The 16,695-nt window shown below is 44.6% G+C and carries 13 protein-coding genes and 1 pseudogene; 9 read left to right on the forward strand and 5 right to left on the reverse strand.

All coding sequences use genetic code 11. The features are described from left to right. The first annotated feature begins 494 nt into the window (after positions 1 to 494). Positions 495 to 923, forward strand: coding sequence for an SRPBCC domain-containing protein (locus ACFQ21_RS09285; protein ID WP_377578049.1), 429 nt, complete (start codon positions 495 to 497; stop codon positions 921 to 923). A gap of 23 nt (positions 924 to 946) precedes the next feature. Here ACFQ21_RS09285 and ACFQ21_RS09290 read toward each other — a convergent pair whose 3' ends face one another. Together ACFQ21_RS09290 and ACFQ21_RS09295 are read right to left on the reverse strand one after the other, a co-directional pair. Further along, positions 947 to 1,369, reverse strand: coding sequence for a response regulator (locus ACFQ21_RS09290; protein WP_377578052.1), 423 nt, complete (start codon positions 1,367 to 1,369; stop codon positions 947 to 949). After that, positions 1,366 to 2,850: a sensor histidine kinase gene (locus ACFQ21_RS09295; protein WP_377578055.1), complete on the reverse strand. Its 1,485-nt coding sequence runs from the start codon at positions 2,848 to 2,850 to the stop codon at positions 1,366 to 1,368. Before ACFQ21_RS09295 ends, ACFQ21_RS09290 begins: the two co-directional genes overlap by 4 nt. A 361-nt stretch (positions 2,851 to 3,211) precedes the next feature. Between ACFQ21_RS09295 and ACFQ21_RS09300 the strand changes: the two genes are divergently transcribed. The 8 genes and pseudogenes from ACFQ21_RS09300 (at position 3,212) to ACFQ21_RS09335 (ending at position 14,290) form a co-directional block, all read left to right on the forward strand. Further along, positions 3,212 to 5,422 (forward strand): bifunctional alpha,alpha-trehalose-phosphate synthase (UDP-forming)/trehalose-phosphatase, encoded by a 2,211-nt coding sequence (locus tag ACFQ21_RS09300; RefSeq protein ID WP_377578058.1) that lies wholly within the window; start codon positions 3,212 to 3,214, stop codon positions 5,420 to 5,422. Between the two features lie 215 nt (positions 5,423 to 5,637). Further along, positions 5,638 to 6,045 carry an HYC_CC_PP family protein gene (locus ACFQ21_RS09305; RefSeq protein ID WP_377578061.1) on the forward strand — a complete coding sequence of 136 codons (408 nt, stop codon included), beginning with the start codon at positions 5,638 to 5,640 and terminating at the stop codon, positions 6,043 to 6,045. Between the two features lie 107 nt (positions 6,046 to 6,152). Further along, positions 6,153 to 9,377 (forward strand): annotated as a pseudogene (locus tag ACFQ21_RS09310) (efflux RND transporter permease subunit). Then, the gene (locus tag ACFQ21_RS09315) at positions 9,361 to 10,620 is read left to right on the forward strand and encodes a TolC family protein (RefSeq protein WP_377578064.1); all 1,260 of its coding nucleotides are present in this window, start codon (positions 9,361 to 9,363) and stop codon (positions 10,618 to 10,620) included. Before ACFQ21_RS09310 ends, ACFQ21_RS09315 begins: the two are co-directional and overlap by 17 nt. Positions 10,621 to 10,630: 10 nt before the next feature. Next, positions 10,631 to 11,911: an efflux RND transporter periplasmic adaptor subunit gene (locus ACFQ21_RS09320; protein WP_377578067.1), complete on the forward strand. Its 1,281-nt coding sequence runs from the start codon at positions 10,631 to 10,633 to the stop codon at positions 11,909 to 11,911. Position 11,912: 1 nt separating this feature from the next. After that, entirely contained in the window at positions 11,913 to 13,133 is a 1,221-nt protein-coding gene (locus tag ACFQ21_RS09325; RefSeq protein ID WP_377578070.1) for an efflux RND transporter periplasmic adaptor subunit, read from the forward strand. 40 nt (positions 13,134 to 13,173) lie between these two features. Beyond that, a complete protein-coding gene (locus tag ACFQ21_RS09330) occupies positions 13,174 to 13,800 on the forward strand; it encodes a DUF3347 domain-containing protein (protein ID WP_377578073.1) in 627 nt (208 codons plus the stop codon). A gap of 19 nt (positions 13,801 to 13,819) precedes the next feature. Next, the gene (locus ACFQ21_RS09335) at positions 13,820 to 14,290 is read left to right on the forward strand and encodes a DUF3347 domain-containing protein (RefSeq protein ID WP_377578076.1); all 471 of its coding nucleotides are present in this window, start codon (positions 13,820 to 13,822) and stop codon (positions 14,288 to 14,290) included. 77 nt (positions 14,291 to 14,367) lie between these two features. Here ACFQ21_RS09335 and ACFQ21_RS09340 read toward each other — a convergent pair whose 3' ends face one another. The 3 genes from ACFQ21_RS09340 to ACFQ21_RS09350 all read right to left on the reverse strand — a co-directional run bounded on the left by ACFQ21_RS09340 (position 14,368) and on the right by ACFQ21_RS09350 (position 16,580). Continuing rightward, a complete protein-coding gene (locus tag ACFQ21_RS09340; RefSeq protein ID WP_377578079.1) occupies positions 14,368 to 14,781 on the reverse strand; it encodes a hypothetical protein in 414 nt (137 codons plus the stop codon). A 153-nt stretch (positions 14,782 to 14,934) separates the two neighbouring features. Further along, entirely contained in the window at positions 14,935 to 16,050 is a 1,116-nt protein-coding gene (locus tag ACFQ21_RS09345; protein WP_377578082.1) for a winged helix DNA-binding domain-containing protein, read from the reverse strand. After that, positions 16,050 to 16,580, reverse strand: a complete 531-nt coding sequence (locus tag ACFQ21_RS09350) for a DinB family protein (protein WP_377578085.1) — start codon at positions 16,578 to 16,580, stop codon at positions 16,050 to 16,052. Before ACFQ21_RS09350 ends, ACFQ21_RS09345 begins: the two co-directional genes overlap by 1 nt. Positions 16,581 to 16,695 lie beyond the last annotated feature (115 nt).

Raw genomic sequence — 16,695 nt, forward strand, 5'->3', positions numbered from 1 at the left:
GTTATATCCGTCTGATATGGCCTGCTTTTAACCTAACCTACCTGTGTCTCAGGTAAGAGATACAAATGTATAGAAATGTCCACGAAATTCCCCAAATTAATCGATCAATTTCTGTATTAAGATGGTAAAGCGGGTTATTTGGCTGCCTGTTTATACTATGTTTGATGCAAATTGTCTGCAATACGCGTTAATCTTATCCGTTAACAGTAATCGTTATCAGTTATTCGTGAATCGTTAATTGTAAAAAATCAATCGTGTAGGGATAACACCTGAAGCAATACCGGATTTTTAAGGTATAGGATATAGCGTTGACGGTTACGGTATAATTTTATCGGCTTGCGAAGCGCATGCAACGGTTTTGGGTAAATTGATTTTGTATGCTTAATTTTCTTTCGTCATTGTATGCTATATATAACGATTAACGGCTAACGATTAACTATATATAACAAACCCTGTTTTTAATTTTTAAACGCTATTATAACCCCCTCAACATCATGCCTGAAATTCGTCACTTGCTCGGTATCATTGATCCTTCCGGACAAAAAGTTTATGAAGCCTTAACAGCCAAACAAGACCTTGAAGCGTGGCTCACGCCAGCCGTACAGGGGCAACCTTATCTTAACAGTACTTTTAATCTTGCGTTCGGCGGAGAAACCGTGGACCTGAAAGTTACCAAGCTGGACTCAGGCTTGTGGGTGCAGTGGCAATGCACCGGTGGTGAGTATGAATGGGTTAATACACAGGTAGACTTCATTCTCGAATCACATCCGGAAGTTACCATCGTTGAATTTATTCACAGTAACTGGCAGGACTCCTCGCGCAAGTTTGCTGAATGGAGTTTTAACTGGGCACTATACCTGCGAAGTCTCAAGCGATATTGCGAGTCGGGTTCAGGAAGCGCCTACCCGAACCAATACGTATAGCGTTACAACGGACAGGCTGTACGCTAATTCTGCATGTTCATCAAATCGATCATCAGGTTAAACGCATCCATCGATCCGGTACTATTGAATTTGAGCGGCTTAACAATATAGCCAGATATACCATATTGCTGAGCTGCTCGCTTATCACCACTGTCTTCTGATGTAGTGAGTATAAATATCTTGATGTCTTTCCAGTCTTCGCTGCCGCGCAGTATCTGCAATAATTCCAGGCCGTTCATCTTCGGCATGTTCAGATCCAGGATAATAAAATCAGGCTTTACCGTAAAGGAATCACTTCTTTTATCATGCAACAGGCGAATGGCTTCTTCGCCATTACGGGCCACCTTCATATTGTAAACAATTGCCAGCTTATCCAGCGTTCGCTTCACATCAATAACATCCAGACTATCGTCTTCCACCAGCAGAATATTTACTACACGCATCATACTATTTCATTTAAAGGCCATGTAAAGATAAACACAGAACCCCTACCAGGTTCTGATATTAACCGTATCGATAACTTACGATCATCGAGTATTTTTTTCACGATCGCCAGTCCCACACCAGTGCTCTCAAATGCATCTCTGTTTTCGAGGGTCTGAAAGATCACAAATATTTTTTTATGATAGTCCTTCGATATACCAGGACCGTTATCTTCTACATAAAATTCGTAATACCCGGCCAGCGTTTTATGATATACCTTCACATAACCATCAGGCTTATCATGATACCGGTAGGCATTCACCAACAGGTTTGTAAATACCTGCAGCAGCGGCAGTTTTTCTGTAAACAGCCTCGGCATATTTTCTTCCACATGCAATGTTATACCAGTCTTCTTAGGCAAATATCCGTGTATTTCCTCTATCAAATCCTTTACATCCACCACTTCGTTGGGTTGCAACTCCCGGCCTACACGCGAATACGACAATATACCGTTCAACAGATTCTCTGCACGTACAATGCGACCTTTAATCACTTCGAGGTACTCGACTACCTTTGGTGAAAGCTCTGGTAAATGATCTTCCTGTATCCACGTTATAACATTGTCGATACCGCGCAGCGGAGCTTTCAGATCGTGCGAAACGATATAGGCAAACTGATCGAGTTCTTCATTCTTTCTTTTCAGCAGTGAAATATTTTCAGCGAGTATCTTCGCCATATTGTTCAATGAGCGCCCGAGCTTGCTCAACTCATCTTTACCGTCCGCCTTCATATACACACCGTACTCACCCTTCGAAATACTCTCGGCCATCTGCACCATTTTCACAATACCCGAAGAGATATAGGAAGCAATGAAAATCGCAATACCCATACCCGCTACAAACGAGAACGCCATCAGCGAGAATGAAATATTTTTGGTCTGCTGAATAAATTTGGACAGCGCTACTTTCTGTTGTTCGCGTACAGCATATTCATGATTACTGAACTCTTTAAATTTCTTCTGAAGACTTCGGTTGATATCTTTTTCAAGACCGGTTACAAGTTTAGCGCGATAGAGCTTATTGAAAGCAGCCATACTACTATCGGAGAGTGATGCATTTCTTCGGGCCTCAATCAGCGGAAGAGCAAACTCATTGATCCAGTATTCATTCAACTCCAGAATATCTTCCAGCAGATTTTTTTGTTGCACGCTGTCTGCAATCAACATCGAGAGCTCATTGAGTATCTCATCGTTCTCGATCATGGCTGAATCGTACGACTGTATAAAGAACGCTTCGTTAGTAAGCAGATAACCTCTCAACCCGCTCACCATGTTCAGAACGTTGCGTTGAAAGCGATTACTTTGTTTGAGAATAACAGATGATCGCGCGAGCAACTCATGATTCTCATTTATCTTCTCCGATTGCTTGTAATTTATATAGGTGGTTGCAGCGAAGAGCAAGAGTATCATCAGGAAACCAAAAAGAATAGCGTACGAAATCTTCATGTTGCTCTTATTTTCATTTACAGGAAGTAGTACAAATACCTGCGGCAGGTATAGCTGTATGTTAACAGAAAGTACAAAGTTTAAACGCTTCGGGTTTAAATACCAAGCACTTTCATGATAAATGTCTTATCATGATTTATAAAAGGCCTGTTGCAGATGCTATAGATATCAATTTAATTGTTTTGATTACACAACCGGTTTTCAATTCAGGCTTCGCAAAGGTATATTTGTATGATCTGCGGGAGTTCCGCAAGTGCGCTTTTTATATTCCATAGGGCTGGCATGATTTTCATCATGGTGTATGGAATAGCCTTCTTCAATTCTTTTATCGGAAGGTGTATCATTTTAAATAACCGTTAAGATGGAAAATTCTGACAAAAGTCTGATACTTGTTTCTAACCGCTTACCATTCCAGTTACTGGAACAGGACGGCAAGCTACTACTGAAACAGAGCGATGGCGGATTGGTGACTGCTCTTAAAAGTTATTTCAACGCAGAATCAAACCGCGATGTTTTTAAACACAAGAAATGGTTTGGTGCTGCCGACTTCCCGGAGAAGCGCTGGAATAAATTCAAGAAACAATCTTCTGTTCCAGACGACTTCACGGTAGAGCCTTTGTTCATCGAGACAAAAGTTTACAACAAATACTACAATGGTTTTTGCAACGCAACGCTATGGCCACTGTTCCATTACTTTCCTTCGTATGTAGTATACGACCAGGAGTTCTTCGAGAAGTACGAAGAGGTAAACAAGATCTTTGCGGATGAACTTTTAAAAGTTATTAAACCTGGTGACACGATATGGGTTCATGATTACCAACTCTTTTTATTACCACAGTTGATACGGGAGAAAATGCCGGAAGCTTCCATCGGATTTTTCCTGCATATACCTTTTCCTTCCTACGAAGTGTTTCGATTACTGCACCGCCCGTGGAAAGAAAAAATTATTCGCGGCCTGCTCGGGGCAGATCTCATCGGTTTTCACACGCATGAGTATGTACAGCACTTTTTAAAAACAGTGCGCATGGTGCTGGGATATGATCATCATTACCGCACCATTGCCATGCAAGACAGACTTGTTAAGATCGAAATGTTTCCGTTGGGTATTGACTATGAAAAGTTCAGTACCGCCTCCACGCAGCCGGAAGTAACACAGCAAATGGAAGCGATCACCAGAAATTTCCCTGACAAGAAAATTATATTCTCAGTCGACAGGCTCGACTATACCAAGGGTGTAACACACAGGTTACTGGGCTTTGAACGTTTATTGAAGACACACCCGGAGTGGATCGAGAAAGTTGTTTTCGTGATGGTGGTGGTACCTTCGCGGCAGATCATCTCCAAGTATAATGAAAGGCGCATGCTCATTGAAGAAAATGTAGGGCGCATCAACGGTAAATATTCAACACTCTCGTGGCAGCCGGTTATATACCGCTATAATCATTTGGGATTCGAAGAACTGTGTGCACTATATCATGTAGCCGATGTAGCTCTGATCACTCCGCTGCGCGATGGCATGAACCTCGTGGCAAAAGAATATGTAGCGTGCTGTTCAGAACAACAAGGTGTACTGATATTAAGTGAACTTGCCGGAGCTGCCAATGAACTGAGTGAAGCGCTACAGGTAAATCCGCTGGATGCGGATGAAATATCGCAGGCTATACAACAGGCACTAACGATGCCCGTGGAAGAGCAGCAACGAAAACTTTCGCTGATGCAAAAGCGGCTGATCGACTACGATGTACACAGCTGGGTAAATGATTTTATGTTACAGCTCAACGACATCAAACAGCAACAAAAAGCAGAAGAGCAGAAATTTGTTACTCCGTCTATCCGCAGAGAGATCATTCAGTCATTTCACGATGCCCATAAACGAAATTTACTCCTTGACTATGACGGCACTTTGGTAGCGTTCGCAAAGCATCCGCGTGAAGCGGTACCCGACCGGAACCTTTTACAACTGCTGGCGCGCCTGGGTACTGATCCGAAAACCAATCTCACCATTATCAGCGGTCGCGATTCAGGTATACTTGAAAACTGGTTTCATGATATACCAGCAACGCTGGTGGCAGAACACGGGGCGGCTATACGCAGAATCGATCATGTGTGGAGTCAGGAAAAAGAAATTGATCAGAGCTGGAAAGCGGTCATCCGTCCTACACTTGAAATGTTTACCAAACGATCTCCGGGTTCGTTCATTGAAGAGAAGAACCATACCCTGGCGTGGCACTATCGCACGGTAGAACCGGAACTTGGTTTTATACGTTCGCGCGAATTACTCGATACACTCTTTCACCTGGTGCGCAACGGACAGTTGCAGATCATGGACGGTAACAAAGTTATTGAAGTCCGGCTTTCCGGTGTTGACAAAGGTGTTGCTGCGCGCAAACTGGTTGATGAGATAAATCCTGATTTTATCCTGGCCATTGGCGATGACAAAACCGATGAAGACATGTTCCGGACACTGGCCGACCGCGCCATTACGATTAAAGTCGGCCCCGGACATTCAGCGGCTCAGTATTCGATTGCCTCACAACGAGATGTCATCCGACTGCTTCATGAATTGTGTTGATGTGTTAATGTAAAATACAAAACAATAGCGGCTTTCGGCCGCTATTGTTGTTTTTGACGCAATTCGAGCCCCGACCCCCAGCATCAACAAACCAACACTTCAACACGGGCCGAAAGACACTCAACATCTTTACCACTATCGAAGAAATTATGAAAATCTCCAACGCTAAAATGTAAATCCTTCTTCCGGTAAAATCCGTATATTTGAGGCAGTATATGAAACGAATCCGTCCGATAGTATCCATTGTGCTCGCGTTGCTGACGTTATTTTCAGCAAGCAGCCTTACGATCGGCATTCATTTCTGCCAGGGTAAAGTAAAGAACCTGGCCTTCTTTACAAAAGCGGAGAGTTGTGAACGCGAAATGAAATTACCTCCGTGCCATCGTCATAAAGCCGCGCCCTGCTGCGAAGACGAGACGATTGTACATGAAGGACAAAGCTTCCAGACCCCCTCTTCAGACATCACCATTGCTGCTTCACCGGTTACAGATATAGCGCAAACTCCTGTATTGTTAGCGGAGATCATCCCGGCATCCGAACAGGCACAAACCCGTTATTATAACTACGATCCTCCTTTACGATCCGAAGACCGCATCGTAACGCATAGTATTTTCCTGATCTGATTTTCTTAACCTTCTCTGAGCCGATCCGGTTCACTCGTATCGCTTTATCTATACTATAGCGATTCTCTTTAATCATTTTCTTTTTTTATTCTTCACGGTTTACTGCCATGATTGAAAATTTAATATCCCTGTCGTTACGAAACAGGTTCCTGGTGTTACTCATTGCTGCGGCATTGTTTGCCTGGGGTATATATTCGGTACGCATCAACAAGATTGACGCTATACCGGATCTTTCCGAAAACCAGGTGATCGTCTTTACCGAATGGATGGGACGCAGCCCGCAGATCATTGAAGACCAGGTGACCTACCCGCTTGTTACCAACCTGCAAGGGCTTCCACAGGTAAAATATGTTCGCGGTGCTTCTATGTTCGGCATGAGCTTCGTGTACGTCATCTTTCAGGATGCTACGGATATATACTGGGCCCGCGAACGTGTACTCGAGCGCCTCAATTATGCATCGCGATTATTACCGGAGGGTGTATCGCCAACACTCGGGCCAGATGGTACGGGTGTGGGACATATTCTATGGTATACCCTGGATGCTCCGGGTATGGACCTGGGGGAACAGCGTGCCATGCAAGACTGGTATATAAAGTTTGCATTGCAGAATGTACAGGGTATAAGCGAGATCGCATCCTTCGGTGGTTTTCAGAAACAATACCAGATAACGGTTAATCCGAATCGTCTCACGTACTATGGACTTTCTACACAAGAAGTAATTCAATCTGTACGAGCCAATAACAACGAGGCCGGTGGACGTAAATTTGAGATGAGCGATATCGGGTATATTATTAAAACCACAGGCTACTTGCAATCCATCGAGGCGATTGAAAATATACCGGTAAAAACCATCAATACCATACCCGTAAAAGTCCGCGATGTAGCCACTGTACAAATGACCGGAGAAACCCGCCTCGGTATATTTGATGTAAACGGAGAAGGTGAAGCAGTAGGTGGTATTGTAGTGATGCGCTATGGTGAAAATGCTGATGAAGTAATTCGCCAGGTGAAGAAAAAAATGGAAGATGTAGCGAAGGGTTTTCCGCAGGGTGTAAAGTTTAATATAGTATACGATCGCAGCCATCTCATCGAAGAGTCTGTGTCTTCTGTAAAGACAACACTTATCGAAGAGATGATCGTGGTATCGCTGGTGGTCTTCATCTTTCTGCTGCACTGGCGCAGCGCGATCAGCATCATTATACAAATACCCATTACGCTCGCTACAAGCTTTATACTGCTCAATGCCTTTGGGATAACATCCAACATCATGTCGCTAACCGGTATTGCTCTGGCCATTGGTGTTATTGTAGACAACGGCATTATCATGTCAGAGAATGCTTACAAGAATTTATCACATCGCTACAGCGAACTGAACCCTGAAACCGAAAAGTAAAGGCGTATGATCAACAAGATATTTTCACGAAAGTCTTATACAAAGATTGATGAAGCCGAACGCCTGGCGATCATTGAACGATCGTCCAAACAGGTATCGCGCGGAGTATTCTACTCAACCATCATCATCATCACATCTTTCCTCCCCGTGTTTATGCTTACCGGGCAGGAAGGAAAATTATTTCATCCGCTAGCCTATACCAAAACCTTTATTATGCTGGTGGATGCTATACTGGTGGTAACATTGGCCCCGGTTATTATATCATTCTTCATGAAAGGTAAATTCCGTGACGAAAAACACAACCCCGTCAATCGTTTTCTCGAACGCATCTATACCCCGGTGATACGCGCGTGTCTCCACTGGCGTAAAACAACCATCGGTATAAATATACTGGCACTTGCCATCAGTATACCATTACTGTTTAGCCTGGGAAGTGAGTTTATGCCCCCCCTGGATGAACAATCTATTTTATTTATGCCGGTAACATTACCGGATGTATCCAACGAAGAGGCCAAGCGCATACTGCAGGTACAGGACAAAATCATTAAATCGGTTCCGGAAGTAGACAAGGTGTTGGGTAAAGCAGGCCGCGCAAGTACCGCTACCGACAACTCCCCGATCAGCATGATTGAGACCATCATTATGCTGAAACCAAAATCAGAATGGCGGGAAGGTATAACGAAGAAAGATATCATTAACGAACTCGATGCCAAGATGCAGATACCGGGCGTGGTGAATGGCTGGACACAACCCATCATCAACCGCATCAACATGCTGGCTACCGGTATACGCACCGATGTAGGTGTAAAAGTATACGGACAAAACCTGGACAGTATACAAGCTGTATCCGAGCGTGTCAAGAAGACATTAGCAAATGTACCGGGTGTAAAAGATTTATATGTTGACCCGATCACCGGAGGTAAATATCTCACGATCGATATAAACCGTGAAGCACTCGGCCGCTATGGTTTGACTATAAATGATGTGAACATGATTGTAGAGTCAGCGATCGGAGGTACACCCATTGGACAGACGATTGAAGGACGCCAGCGGTTTACCATCAGCGTACGCCTGGCGCAAGACTATCGCAACAGTATATCGCAATTGAAACGTATACCGGTAAAAACACCAGCGCTGGGTACCATACCGCTCTCTTCTGTTGCTGATATAAAATTTGAAGATGGCCCGCCGATGATCGTATCCGAAAATGCCTTGCTGCGCGGAGCGGTACTCTTTAACGTTCGCGACCGCGATTTGGGAAGCACCGTAAAAGAAGCAATGGAAGTACTTAACAACGGTATGGGTACACTACCGAATGGCTACTACCTGGAGTGGAGCGGACAATATGAAAACCTGATCCGCAGTCGAGAAACGCTTATGGTCATTTTACCAGTCGTGCTGATCATTATTTTTATTTCGCTATACCTGGCGTTTAAATCCATCCGCGAAGCATTTCTGAGTCTTATCACCATTCCGTTTGCTTTGATTGGTGGTGCCTACATGGTATACTTCTACGGAGTAAATTTATCGGTAGCTGTTGCCGTTGGTTTTATAGCGTTGTTTGGTATAGCAGTAGAAACCGGTGTGGTGATGGTGATCTACCTCAACGATGCCATGCAGCAACTGGTAAAGGCTCGCGGCAACTCGCGCGAGACTATATCTTTTGCTGAGCTGAAAGAGTTTGTTATAAATGGTGCCGCCAAACGCTTGCGTCCGAAGATCATGACGGTATCGGTGGCATTGTTTGGATTGATACCAGTGCTGTGGTCAACCGGAGTCGGCAGTGATGTCATGCTACCCATTGTGTTACCGATGATCGGAGGTGTGATAACATCGTCTACCCACATTCTGCTGGTAACACCGCTCATCTTCCTGATGACGAAAGAATACGAATTGAGAAAGTTTGGTAAAATGGAAGTATATGAAATTAAGCATTGATCGTTCGATATATAGTATAGCGATCCTGTTGCTATTCGTAACAGCACCGGTATATGCCCAGGTGGTAACCCTGGACACGGTGCTGCACCGCATCGACAAGCAAAACCCGATGCTACAAGAGTATGATGCAAAAGTAAAAGCATTGAATGCCTATACCGAAGGTGCACGCAGCTGGATGGCCCCGATGGTAGGTGCGGGAACCTTTATGACGCCTTATCCCGGCAAGAAGGTTATGGAAGAACGTGATCGCGGTTATGTGATGTTTTCCTTCGAACAGGAAATACCGAACCCGGCCAAGCTCAGTGCCAATAAAAATTACCTGCAATCAAAGGCCGGTGTTGAGCAGCAGGCGCGCGCATTTCAATACAACGCATTACGTGCAGAAGCCAAGACACTATACTATCAATGGCTGGTGGCAGCACAAAAGGTAAACGTGTTACACGAGAATGAACGCATTGCAGACCTCATGCTGAAACTCGCCAAAATACGATACCCTTATAACCAGGGAAGTCTCGGGAATATATATAAAGTAGAAGGCCGCCTGAGTGAAGTTCAGAATATGCTGCTAATGACGCAGGCGACCATCGAAGAAAAAAGTTACCGGTTAAAAACCCTGATGAATATACCGGCTACAGATTCGATCATGATTGATACGGCTACGGTTGTTGATTTTCAGTCTAACCAGAGTATATATGATACAGCCGCGCTTCGTGCGAACCGCAGTGATATTAAACAGATCGATCAGACTATTGAAGTGATGCGGCTCAACCAGCAACTGCAACAATACCAGGCTAAACCAGATTTCAAATTGCGGTTTGAGCACATGGAACCGATCGGTAGCATGATGCCGTCTCAATTTACGGCTATGGCGATGGTATCTATACCGATAGCCCCGTGGTCGTCACGCATGTATAGAGCCGAAGTGAAAGGCATGCGGTATGATATAGAAGCCATGAAGAAAAATCGCGAAGCTATTCTCAACGAAGCACGGGGTATGCTCGCAGGCATGGCAACACAACTTACGCGCATGAAGCAACAATTGAACAATTACGAAACCAGGATTATACCCGCCCTCCGAAAGAACTATGAAACCGTTATGCTGGCGTATGAAGAGAACCGCGAGCAATTGCCGATAGTTATTGATGGATGGGAAGCCATGAACATGGCACAGATGGAATATCTTGAAAAGATGGAAGAGTATTATATCATGATTGTTCGCTATGAAAAAGAACTTGAAAAGTAAATCTGCGAATATGAGAACAATTGCATGGCTCGCCTATAGTGTTACATTGCTGTTGATGGTGTTGGTATTCGCATGCAATACAAAAGAAACTGCGCAGCACGACACCTATACGTGCCCCATGCACCCTACAGTCGTATCCGACAAACCGGGCACATGTCCGGTGTGCGGCATGGACCTGGTGCGCAAGGCACGTGAAGGTGAAGAGGTAAAGATCACAGAAGATCTTGTGCAACGCACCAAGTCGCCCAACGAAGTTGTTATAGCATCGATTAAAACAGTTAAGGCAGAGCACAGGGCATTGCCGGTAGCATTAACCGTGCAAGGTATTGTTACCTACGATACACGCAACAGCTATACTATACCGGCCCGTGTTGGCGGACGCCTGGAGAAAGTATATATCAAATATGCCTATCAACCTGTGCGCAAGGGGCAGAAGATCGCGGAGATCTATAGCCCGGAATTACTAACCGCGCAACGCGAATTACTATACCTGGTACAGCACGATGCTGCTAATACGTCCCTCATCGAAAGCGCCAAAAGCAAACTATATTTATTAGGTGCATCGCAGCAGCAGGTAGATAACCTGGTCCGGCAGCAGAAGTTGTCCAATACATTTACGATTTATAGTCCGTACAATGGTTATGTTGTTAGTGAGAGTAATGCGCCTGCTATTTCTTCCGCTACAACTCCGGGAGCAACTGCGGGTGGTATGGGCGATGCGATGGGAAGTGCATCAAATTCGAGTAGCAGCAATACGACAGCACCAAGTACAACAAACTCAACGATCCTGCGCGAAGGCACGTATGTTTCTACCGGAGCAACGTTGTTCAAAGTAGTAAATACATCGGCCCTGCGCATTGAACTCGATTTACCCATTCAGGATACTGACCTGATCAAAAAAGGCGATGCTATAGAACTAGATCTTGGCAACACAGGCAAACAAAAAGCAACGATCGATTTTATACAACCCTTCTTTAACCAACAGGACAACTTTCTGAAAGTAAGAGTATATCTGAAGAATACGAGCCTGCCCGTTGGAAAACTGGTGAACGCAACTGTGTTTGTAGAAGCGAAAGAAGCACTCTGGTTGCCCCAAGAATCTGTACAAGACCTCGGCTTGCAAAAAATTGTTTTTATAAAAAAGCGTGGTGTATTTAAACCTCAACAAGTTACTGCCGGTATTACCGCTAATAATTTCATCATGGTAAAAGGCATTTCATCTGCAGACGAGGTTGCCGCCAACGCGCAATACCTGGTAGACAGTGAAAGCTTTGTTAAAACGAAAGACTGATATGAAAGCGTTCCTATATATAGCACTTATAACCTTGCTCATATCTGCATGCAGCAAGAACGAAGCAACGGATAATCATGAGCATGATCATGCTGCTGCAAAATCAACAGTGGCTAAATATACCTGTCCGATGCACCCACAGGTTATTAAAGATGCTCCGGGTACTTGTCCGATATGCGGCATGGACCTCGTGCCTGTTACTTCAGCACAGGCGTCTTCTAACAGCATCATGTTAAGCAACAGTCAGATCAGGCTCGCGAACATTACCACGCAAAAAGCGGGCATACGCCCTGTGGGTGAAACCTCCATTGTAAATGCACGGCTGGTTGCGAACGAAGAGAAAACCGAGATCATCAGCAGTCGCGCTGCCGGGCGAATTGAACGCTTGTTCATCAAGGAAACCGGTCGCTCTGTAAAACAAGGTGAACCACTATACGAACTTTATAGCGAGAACCTGCTCACGTTACAACGCGAGTATTTACTTGCCAAAGAGCAATTTGAGACATTGGGCAAACAGGAGCCGCGCTACGAATCCTTTTTCAAAGCATCGGAGCGAAAGCTATTGCTCTATGGATTGACACAGCAACAGATTGATCAGTTAAACTCTAACTCACTTCAACCGCGCGTTACGTTTGTAGCCCCGGCATCGGGCATTGTTACAGAGATACAGGCAACAGAAGGCCAATATATAGCGGAAGGATCTATGCTCTACCGCATCGAGAATATAGACAAGCTGTGGGTTGAGGCAGAGCTATACCCGGATGAAACAGCCTATATTAACACCGGTGACAAATTAAATTTACGCATCAGCGGTTTTGAGACAGAGCCGGCAGAAGCAACCGTAACGTTTTTAAGTCCGGAGTATAAAGGTAATACGCAGGTAACAATCGTGCGGGCGATACTTGACAACACGCAACACCGCTATACGCCTGGCTTGCAGGCACAGGTTATACTTCATCATTCATCCAGACAATCGCTGGCTATTCCGGCAGATGCCGTTATCCGCACTGAAAAAGGAACACATGTATATATCCAGAAAGGACGTAATACATTTGAGCCGCGCATGGTTAAAACCGGTCTCGAAGATTTCAGCATGGTTGAAATTACGGAGGGATTGCAGGCGGGCGATACCGTAGCGGTTACCGGTGCTTACCTGCTATATTCAGAAATGATACTCAAGAACGGAACCGATCCGATGGCCGGCCATCAACACGCACACTAACAACTATTGTATTTAAACAAAACTATAATTACATATACGTATGAAAACCACGTCAACCTTTTACACATTGTTATTCGCAGCATCGCTGTTGGTGCTTACGAATTGTTCCGGTAAAAAAGAACATGAGCATGACCACGATCATGATCATGCAGCTACAGAAACAGCAACAACGGCAGATTCGACAACGACTCCTGAAGCCGGTAAACCACAGTTTGAAGTTGACAAAACATTTCAGCAACAACTCGCTGCTGTTTTCAACTCTTATATTTCATTGAAGGAAGCGTTTGTCTCATCGGATGATGACAAAGTAAGAACCGAAGCAACCTCTGTTCAAAATCAGCTCTCCAAAGCAGATATGAAATTACTTTCCGGTGCTGCCCATAATGACTGGATGCATTACCTCGAAGGACTTGAATCATCATTGAAAGAGATTCAGACCAATAAAGATATCGAGGTACAGCGCAAGGCATTCAGCAAACTTTCGGACAACCTGTACAAGAGCATAAAGGCTTTTGGACTGGACGGCACAACGGCTTACTATGAGTTCTGTCCGATGGCGTTTAACGATGAAGGTGCTTACTGGTTAAGCGATCAGGAAAAAATCCGTAATCCATACTTTGGCGATCAAATGCTAACGTGTGGTGTTGTAAAAGAAAAACTGCAATAACACCAAACTATATATAGCTATGAAAAATATAATCGTATTCTGCATGGTGCTACTGGCCAGTACCGGTATGCACGCCCAAACACCTGCTCCATCGTTTAAAGATGCGAAACTCAATACAGCCTACACACAGTATATAACACTGAAAGATGCGTTAGTGGCTTCGAAAGCAAGCGATGCCAAGCAGGCTGCAACGGCCCTGCAAAAATCACTGGCCGATATACAGAACGGAAAGAAGGCGTCTGAACAAGCAGCTGCTATTGCAACATCGGCTGACCTGGCTGCACAACGCAAAGCATTTTCATCGTTAAGCAACGAAATGAAAACACTGGTAACGGGTAATGTATCTTCCGGATCGCTATACCTGGAATACTGTCCTATGGCGAACAACAACACAGGCGCTTACTGGCTCTCCAACGAAAAGAAGATCATGAATCCGTATTTCGGCGATGCGATGTTACACTGTGGTTCTGTAAAAGAAACCATTCAATAAAAACACAAATGCCTGCATGATTCAATGTTCATGCAGGCATTCATTTCAAAATTATATATACTATATTTAGTTGTTTGTTATTTTCTGCTCTTCGTTCCACCCTTGCGGATATACTGATATTTAAAGCGAGCAGCATGCGGTGTTCCCCTGCCGGCCAGCGTAAGGATGTTATCCTTAATGGTTATGGCCCATTCTACCGGAGGCGCATCAGCATCACCGGCACTTTCCAGGTAAAGGATTTTGTGATTTTCATTTACCCGGAATAATCCCGAATCAACTTTCTGCTGATTGGTACGCGATATATACTTTGCCTCGCGTGTAAACTCCATGGTTTGTATGGTTGAATCGGCATCACTCTTCAACTCCTTCTTCCCATCAAAAACTTTACTGATCTGCCAAGTGCCAACCATCAGATCGATGACTTTCTGCCCCGTCTGGGAGGCCTGTTGCGCAAATGAGCCCGTTGCAACGAAAACCATGACCAGGCTCATTATCAAAGTGTTGATTTTTAACTTCATATTCGTAAATCATTTTGTACGAATAGAGGAGAAAAAATCATTCCCGAAAGACGTGTTTAGGTGTTTATGTGTTCAGGTGTTTATGTTGGAGTGCATTTAACATCAATACATCAATACATCAACACATTAACAAATTAACACCTCAGTTCCAAGGAATTTGCCATAGCGTTTCGCTACTCCCGCTATCGCAGTCTTCTGCGTTTTGTTGAATGACTCGAAGGGAGTTGTCTCAATTGTTACTTTGTCTTTTTGGATGGTGCGTTTCCAGGTGCCTGCTACCTGGCTATTTATTACGATGGTGGAGCTTAATATACCATTGCCTGTGCCTGCTATTTTTTTAAAGCGGGTTGTGTCAATAGCCGGTGTGCGGTTGGTATAGCCCATCAGGTATTCATCAAAGCCGGGGAGTAAATATACTCCTGGAGATTTAGCCTTTACTGAAGCACTGTTCGACATCCAATACGTTATACCTTGTATGGTTTCTGATACGAGCGAAGACTTTATCAGCTCGTGTGCTGCTTTTGCTTCCGTTGCTGTGAGGCCTGTCCACCAGGCATAGTCCTGGATGGTTGCCGGGCCATGACTTGTAAAGTAACGCAAGGTAAATGCAGCCATGGCTTCATCTGCTGCTTTTGCTTTTACAGGAGGTATCCATTCATCCAGCAATGTAAAAGTCGGTTGCTTTCCGTTGCGTGGTCCGAAGCAGATCAATCCTTCCTGTGCCAGATGTCCTAGTATATGAAGGCCACGTTTCTCAATAGAAGTCACTTTACCACGCTCCAATACTTCGTATGTTTCTTTGCGTGTAAGTTGATTACCACCTTCCAATGCAGCCACGAGTAATTTTGCACTCTTGGTAAATATCTTCTTATCGAGTTCAACCTGGCGATATATACCTGCAGATTTAGCGATCACGCGCGGAGTAAATGTCTTTAGCATCCAGCGTACATCGGAAGGCGCTACAAAATGTAGTGTGCCGCGCATCGGCCACGTGCGGATGATCGTCCGGTTGGCCAGTGCATCTTCAATATCAACTTGGCTGACATCCTGCATTCGTAAACCAACTGCCCACAATGCGCCCAGGTAATCCTGCGCCTGCATAGCTCCCATCCACGACACAACATCTTCGGGCTTTTCAAAATCTGCCTGCGCTATATGTTGTTGCTGAAGACGTTGATGTGCAATGGATGAGAGTGTCATGCCGGTATCGATAGGGTTATATTTTTTAGTGAGGCGAACCATTATTGTTTTCCATAGAGCAGGTAAAAATTATAGTCGGTCATCGGTGCATCCGTCAGCCCTACATGTCTGCCAATAGTAACAACCTGCCCGCGGTGATAGGTACTGTGGTTTAATACCTGTATCAGGTATTCTGCACGCGCGGCTTTTCCTGATACCCACGGACTGTTAAATTCAACTTCTTCCTGGATCGCTTCATCAGACAAAGTATATATATAATTGGCAAGTATCTCCGATTGCTGCACGATTCCCTCCAATACTTCTTCCAGCGTTCCATGAAAACCTTCCATCCGGAATGATACCGGTGCCGGTTGCTGTTGCAGAACCGATGACCAGAAGCGCTCGGTGTCCCATATATGCACGAGGGTTTGCTGTATACTTGGAAAGCTGGAAGCAACTTCCTGGTCCATTACGTCAGCAGGCTTTGTCTTGAGCCAGTTCACCAGGGTTCTGTTAGCCCATGCGTTGTATTTCGCAAAGTTCTTCATGAGACCTTCCAGGGCGGTAGTTGATTTTTCTGCTGTTTGTATCATTGTTGAGGTGTTTGGGGTTTGATGACTCTAAGTAACTACACATACGTGACAGCCTTATGTCAGCACATTAAATTTATTACTATATTTTCTGCAAGCGCTATAAAACAAACGGTAT

Origin of the sequence: Ohtaekwangia kribbensis (genome assembly GCF_042676245.1) — a bacterium.
Taxonomy (GTDB): Bacteria; Bacteroidota; Bacteroidia; order Cytophagales; family Cyclobacteriaceae; genus Ohtaekwangia; species Ohtaekwangia kribbensis.

Bases quoted from the DNA above. Each gene is read 5' to 3' on its own strand.
- ACFQ21_RS09285 (WP_377578049.1), top strand. From the start codon at position 495: ATGCCTGAAATTCGTCACTTGCTCGGTATCATTGATCCTTCCGGACAA.
- ACFQ21_RS09325 (WP_377578070.1), top strand. From the start codon at position 11,913: ATGAAAGCGTTCCTATATATAGCACTTATAACCTTGCTCATATCTGCA.
- ACFQ21_RS09340 (WP_377578079.1), bottom strand. From the start codon at position 14,781: ATGAGCCTGGTCATGGTTTTCGTTGCAACGGGCTCATTTGCGCAACAG.
- ACFQ21_RS09300 (WP_377578058.1), top strand. From the start codon at position 3,212: ATGGAAAATTCTGACAAAAGTCTGATACTTGTTTCTAACCGCTTACCA.
- ACFQ21_RS09290 (WP_377578052.1), bottom strand. From the start codon at position 1,369: ATGATGCGTGTAGTAAATATTCTGCTGGTGGAAGACGATAGTCTGGAT.
- ACFQ21_RS09295 (WP_377578055.1), bottom strand. From the start codon at position 2,850: ATGAAGATTTCGTACGCTATTCTTTTTGGTTTCCTGATGATACTCTTG.
- ACFQ21_RS09330 (WP_377578073.1), top strand. From the start codon at position 13,174: ATGAAAACCACGTCAACCTTTTACACATTGTTATTCGCAGCATCGCTG.
- ACFQ21_RS09315 (WP_377578064.1), top strand. From the start codon at position 9,361: ATGAAATTAAGCATTGATCGTTCGATATATAGTATAGCGATCCTGTTG.
- ACFQ21_RS09350 (WP_377578085.1), bottom strand. From the start codon at position 16,580: ATGATACAAACAGCAGAAAAATCAACTACCGCCCTGGAAGGTCTCATG.
- ACFQ21_RS09305 (WP_377578061.1), top strand. From the start codon at position 5,638: ATGAAACGAATCCGTCCGATAGTATCCATTGTGCTCGCGTTGCTGACG.
- ACFQ21_RS09345 (WP_377578082.1), bottom strand. From the start codon at position 16,050: ATGGTTCGCCTCACTAAAAAATATAACCCTATCGATACCGGCATGACA.
- ACFQ21_RS09320 (WP_377578067.1), top strand. From the start codon at position 10,631: ATGAGAACAATTGCATGGCTCGCCTATAGTGTTACATTGCTGTTGATG.
- ACFQ21_RS09335 (WP_377578076.1), top strand. From the start codon at position 13,820: ATGAAAAATATAATCGTATTCTGCATGGTGCTACTGGCCAGTACCGGT.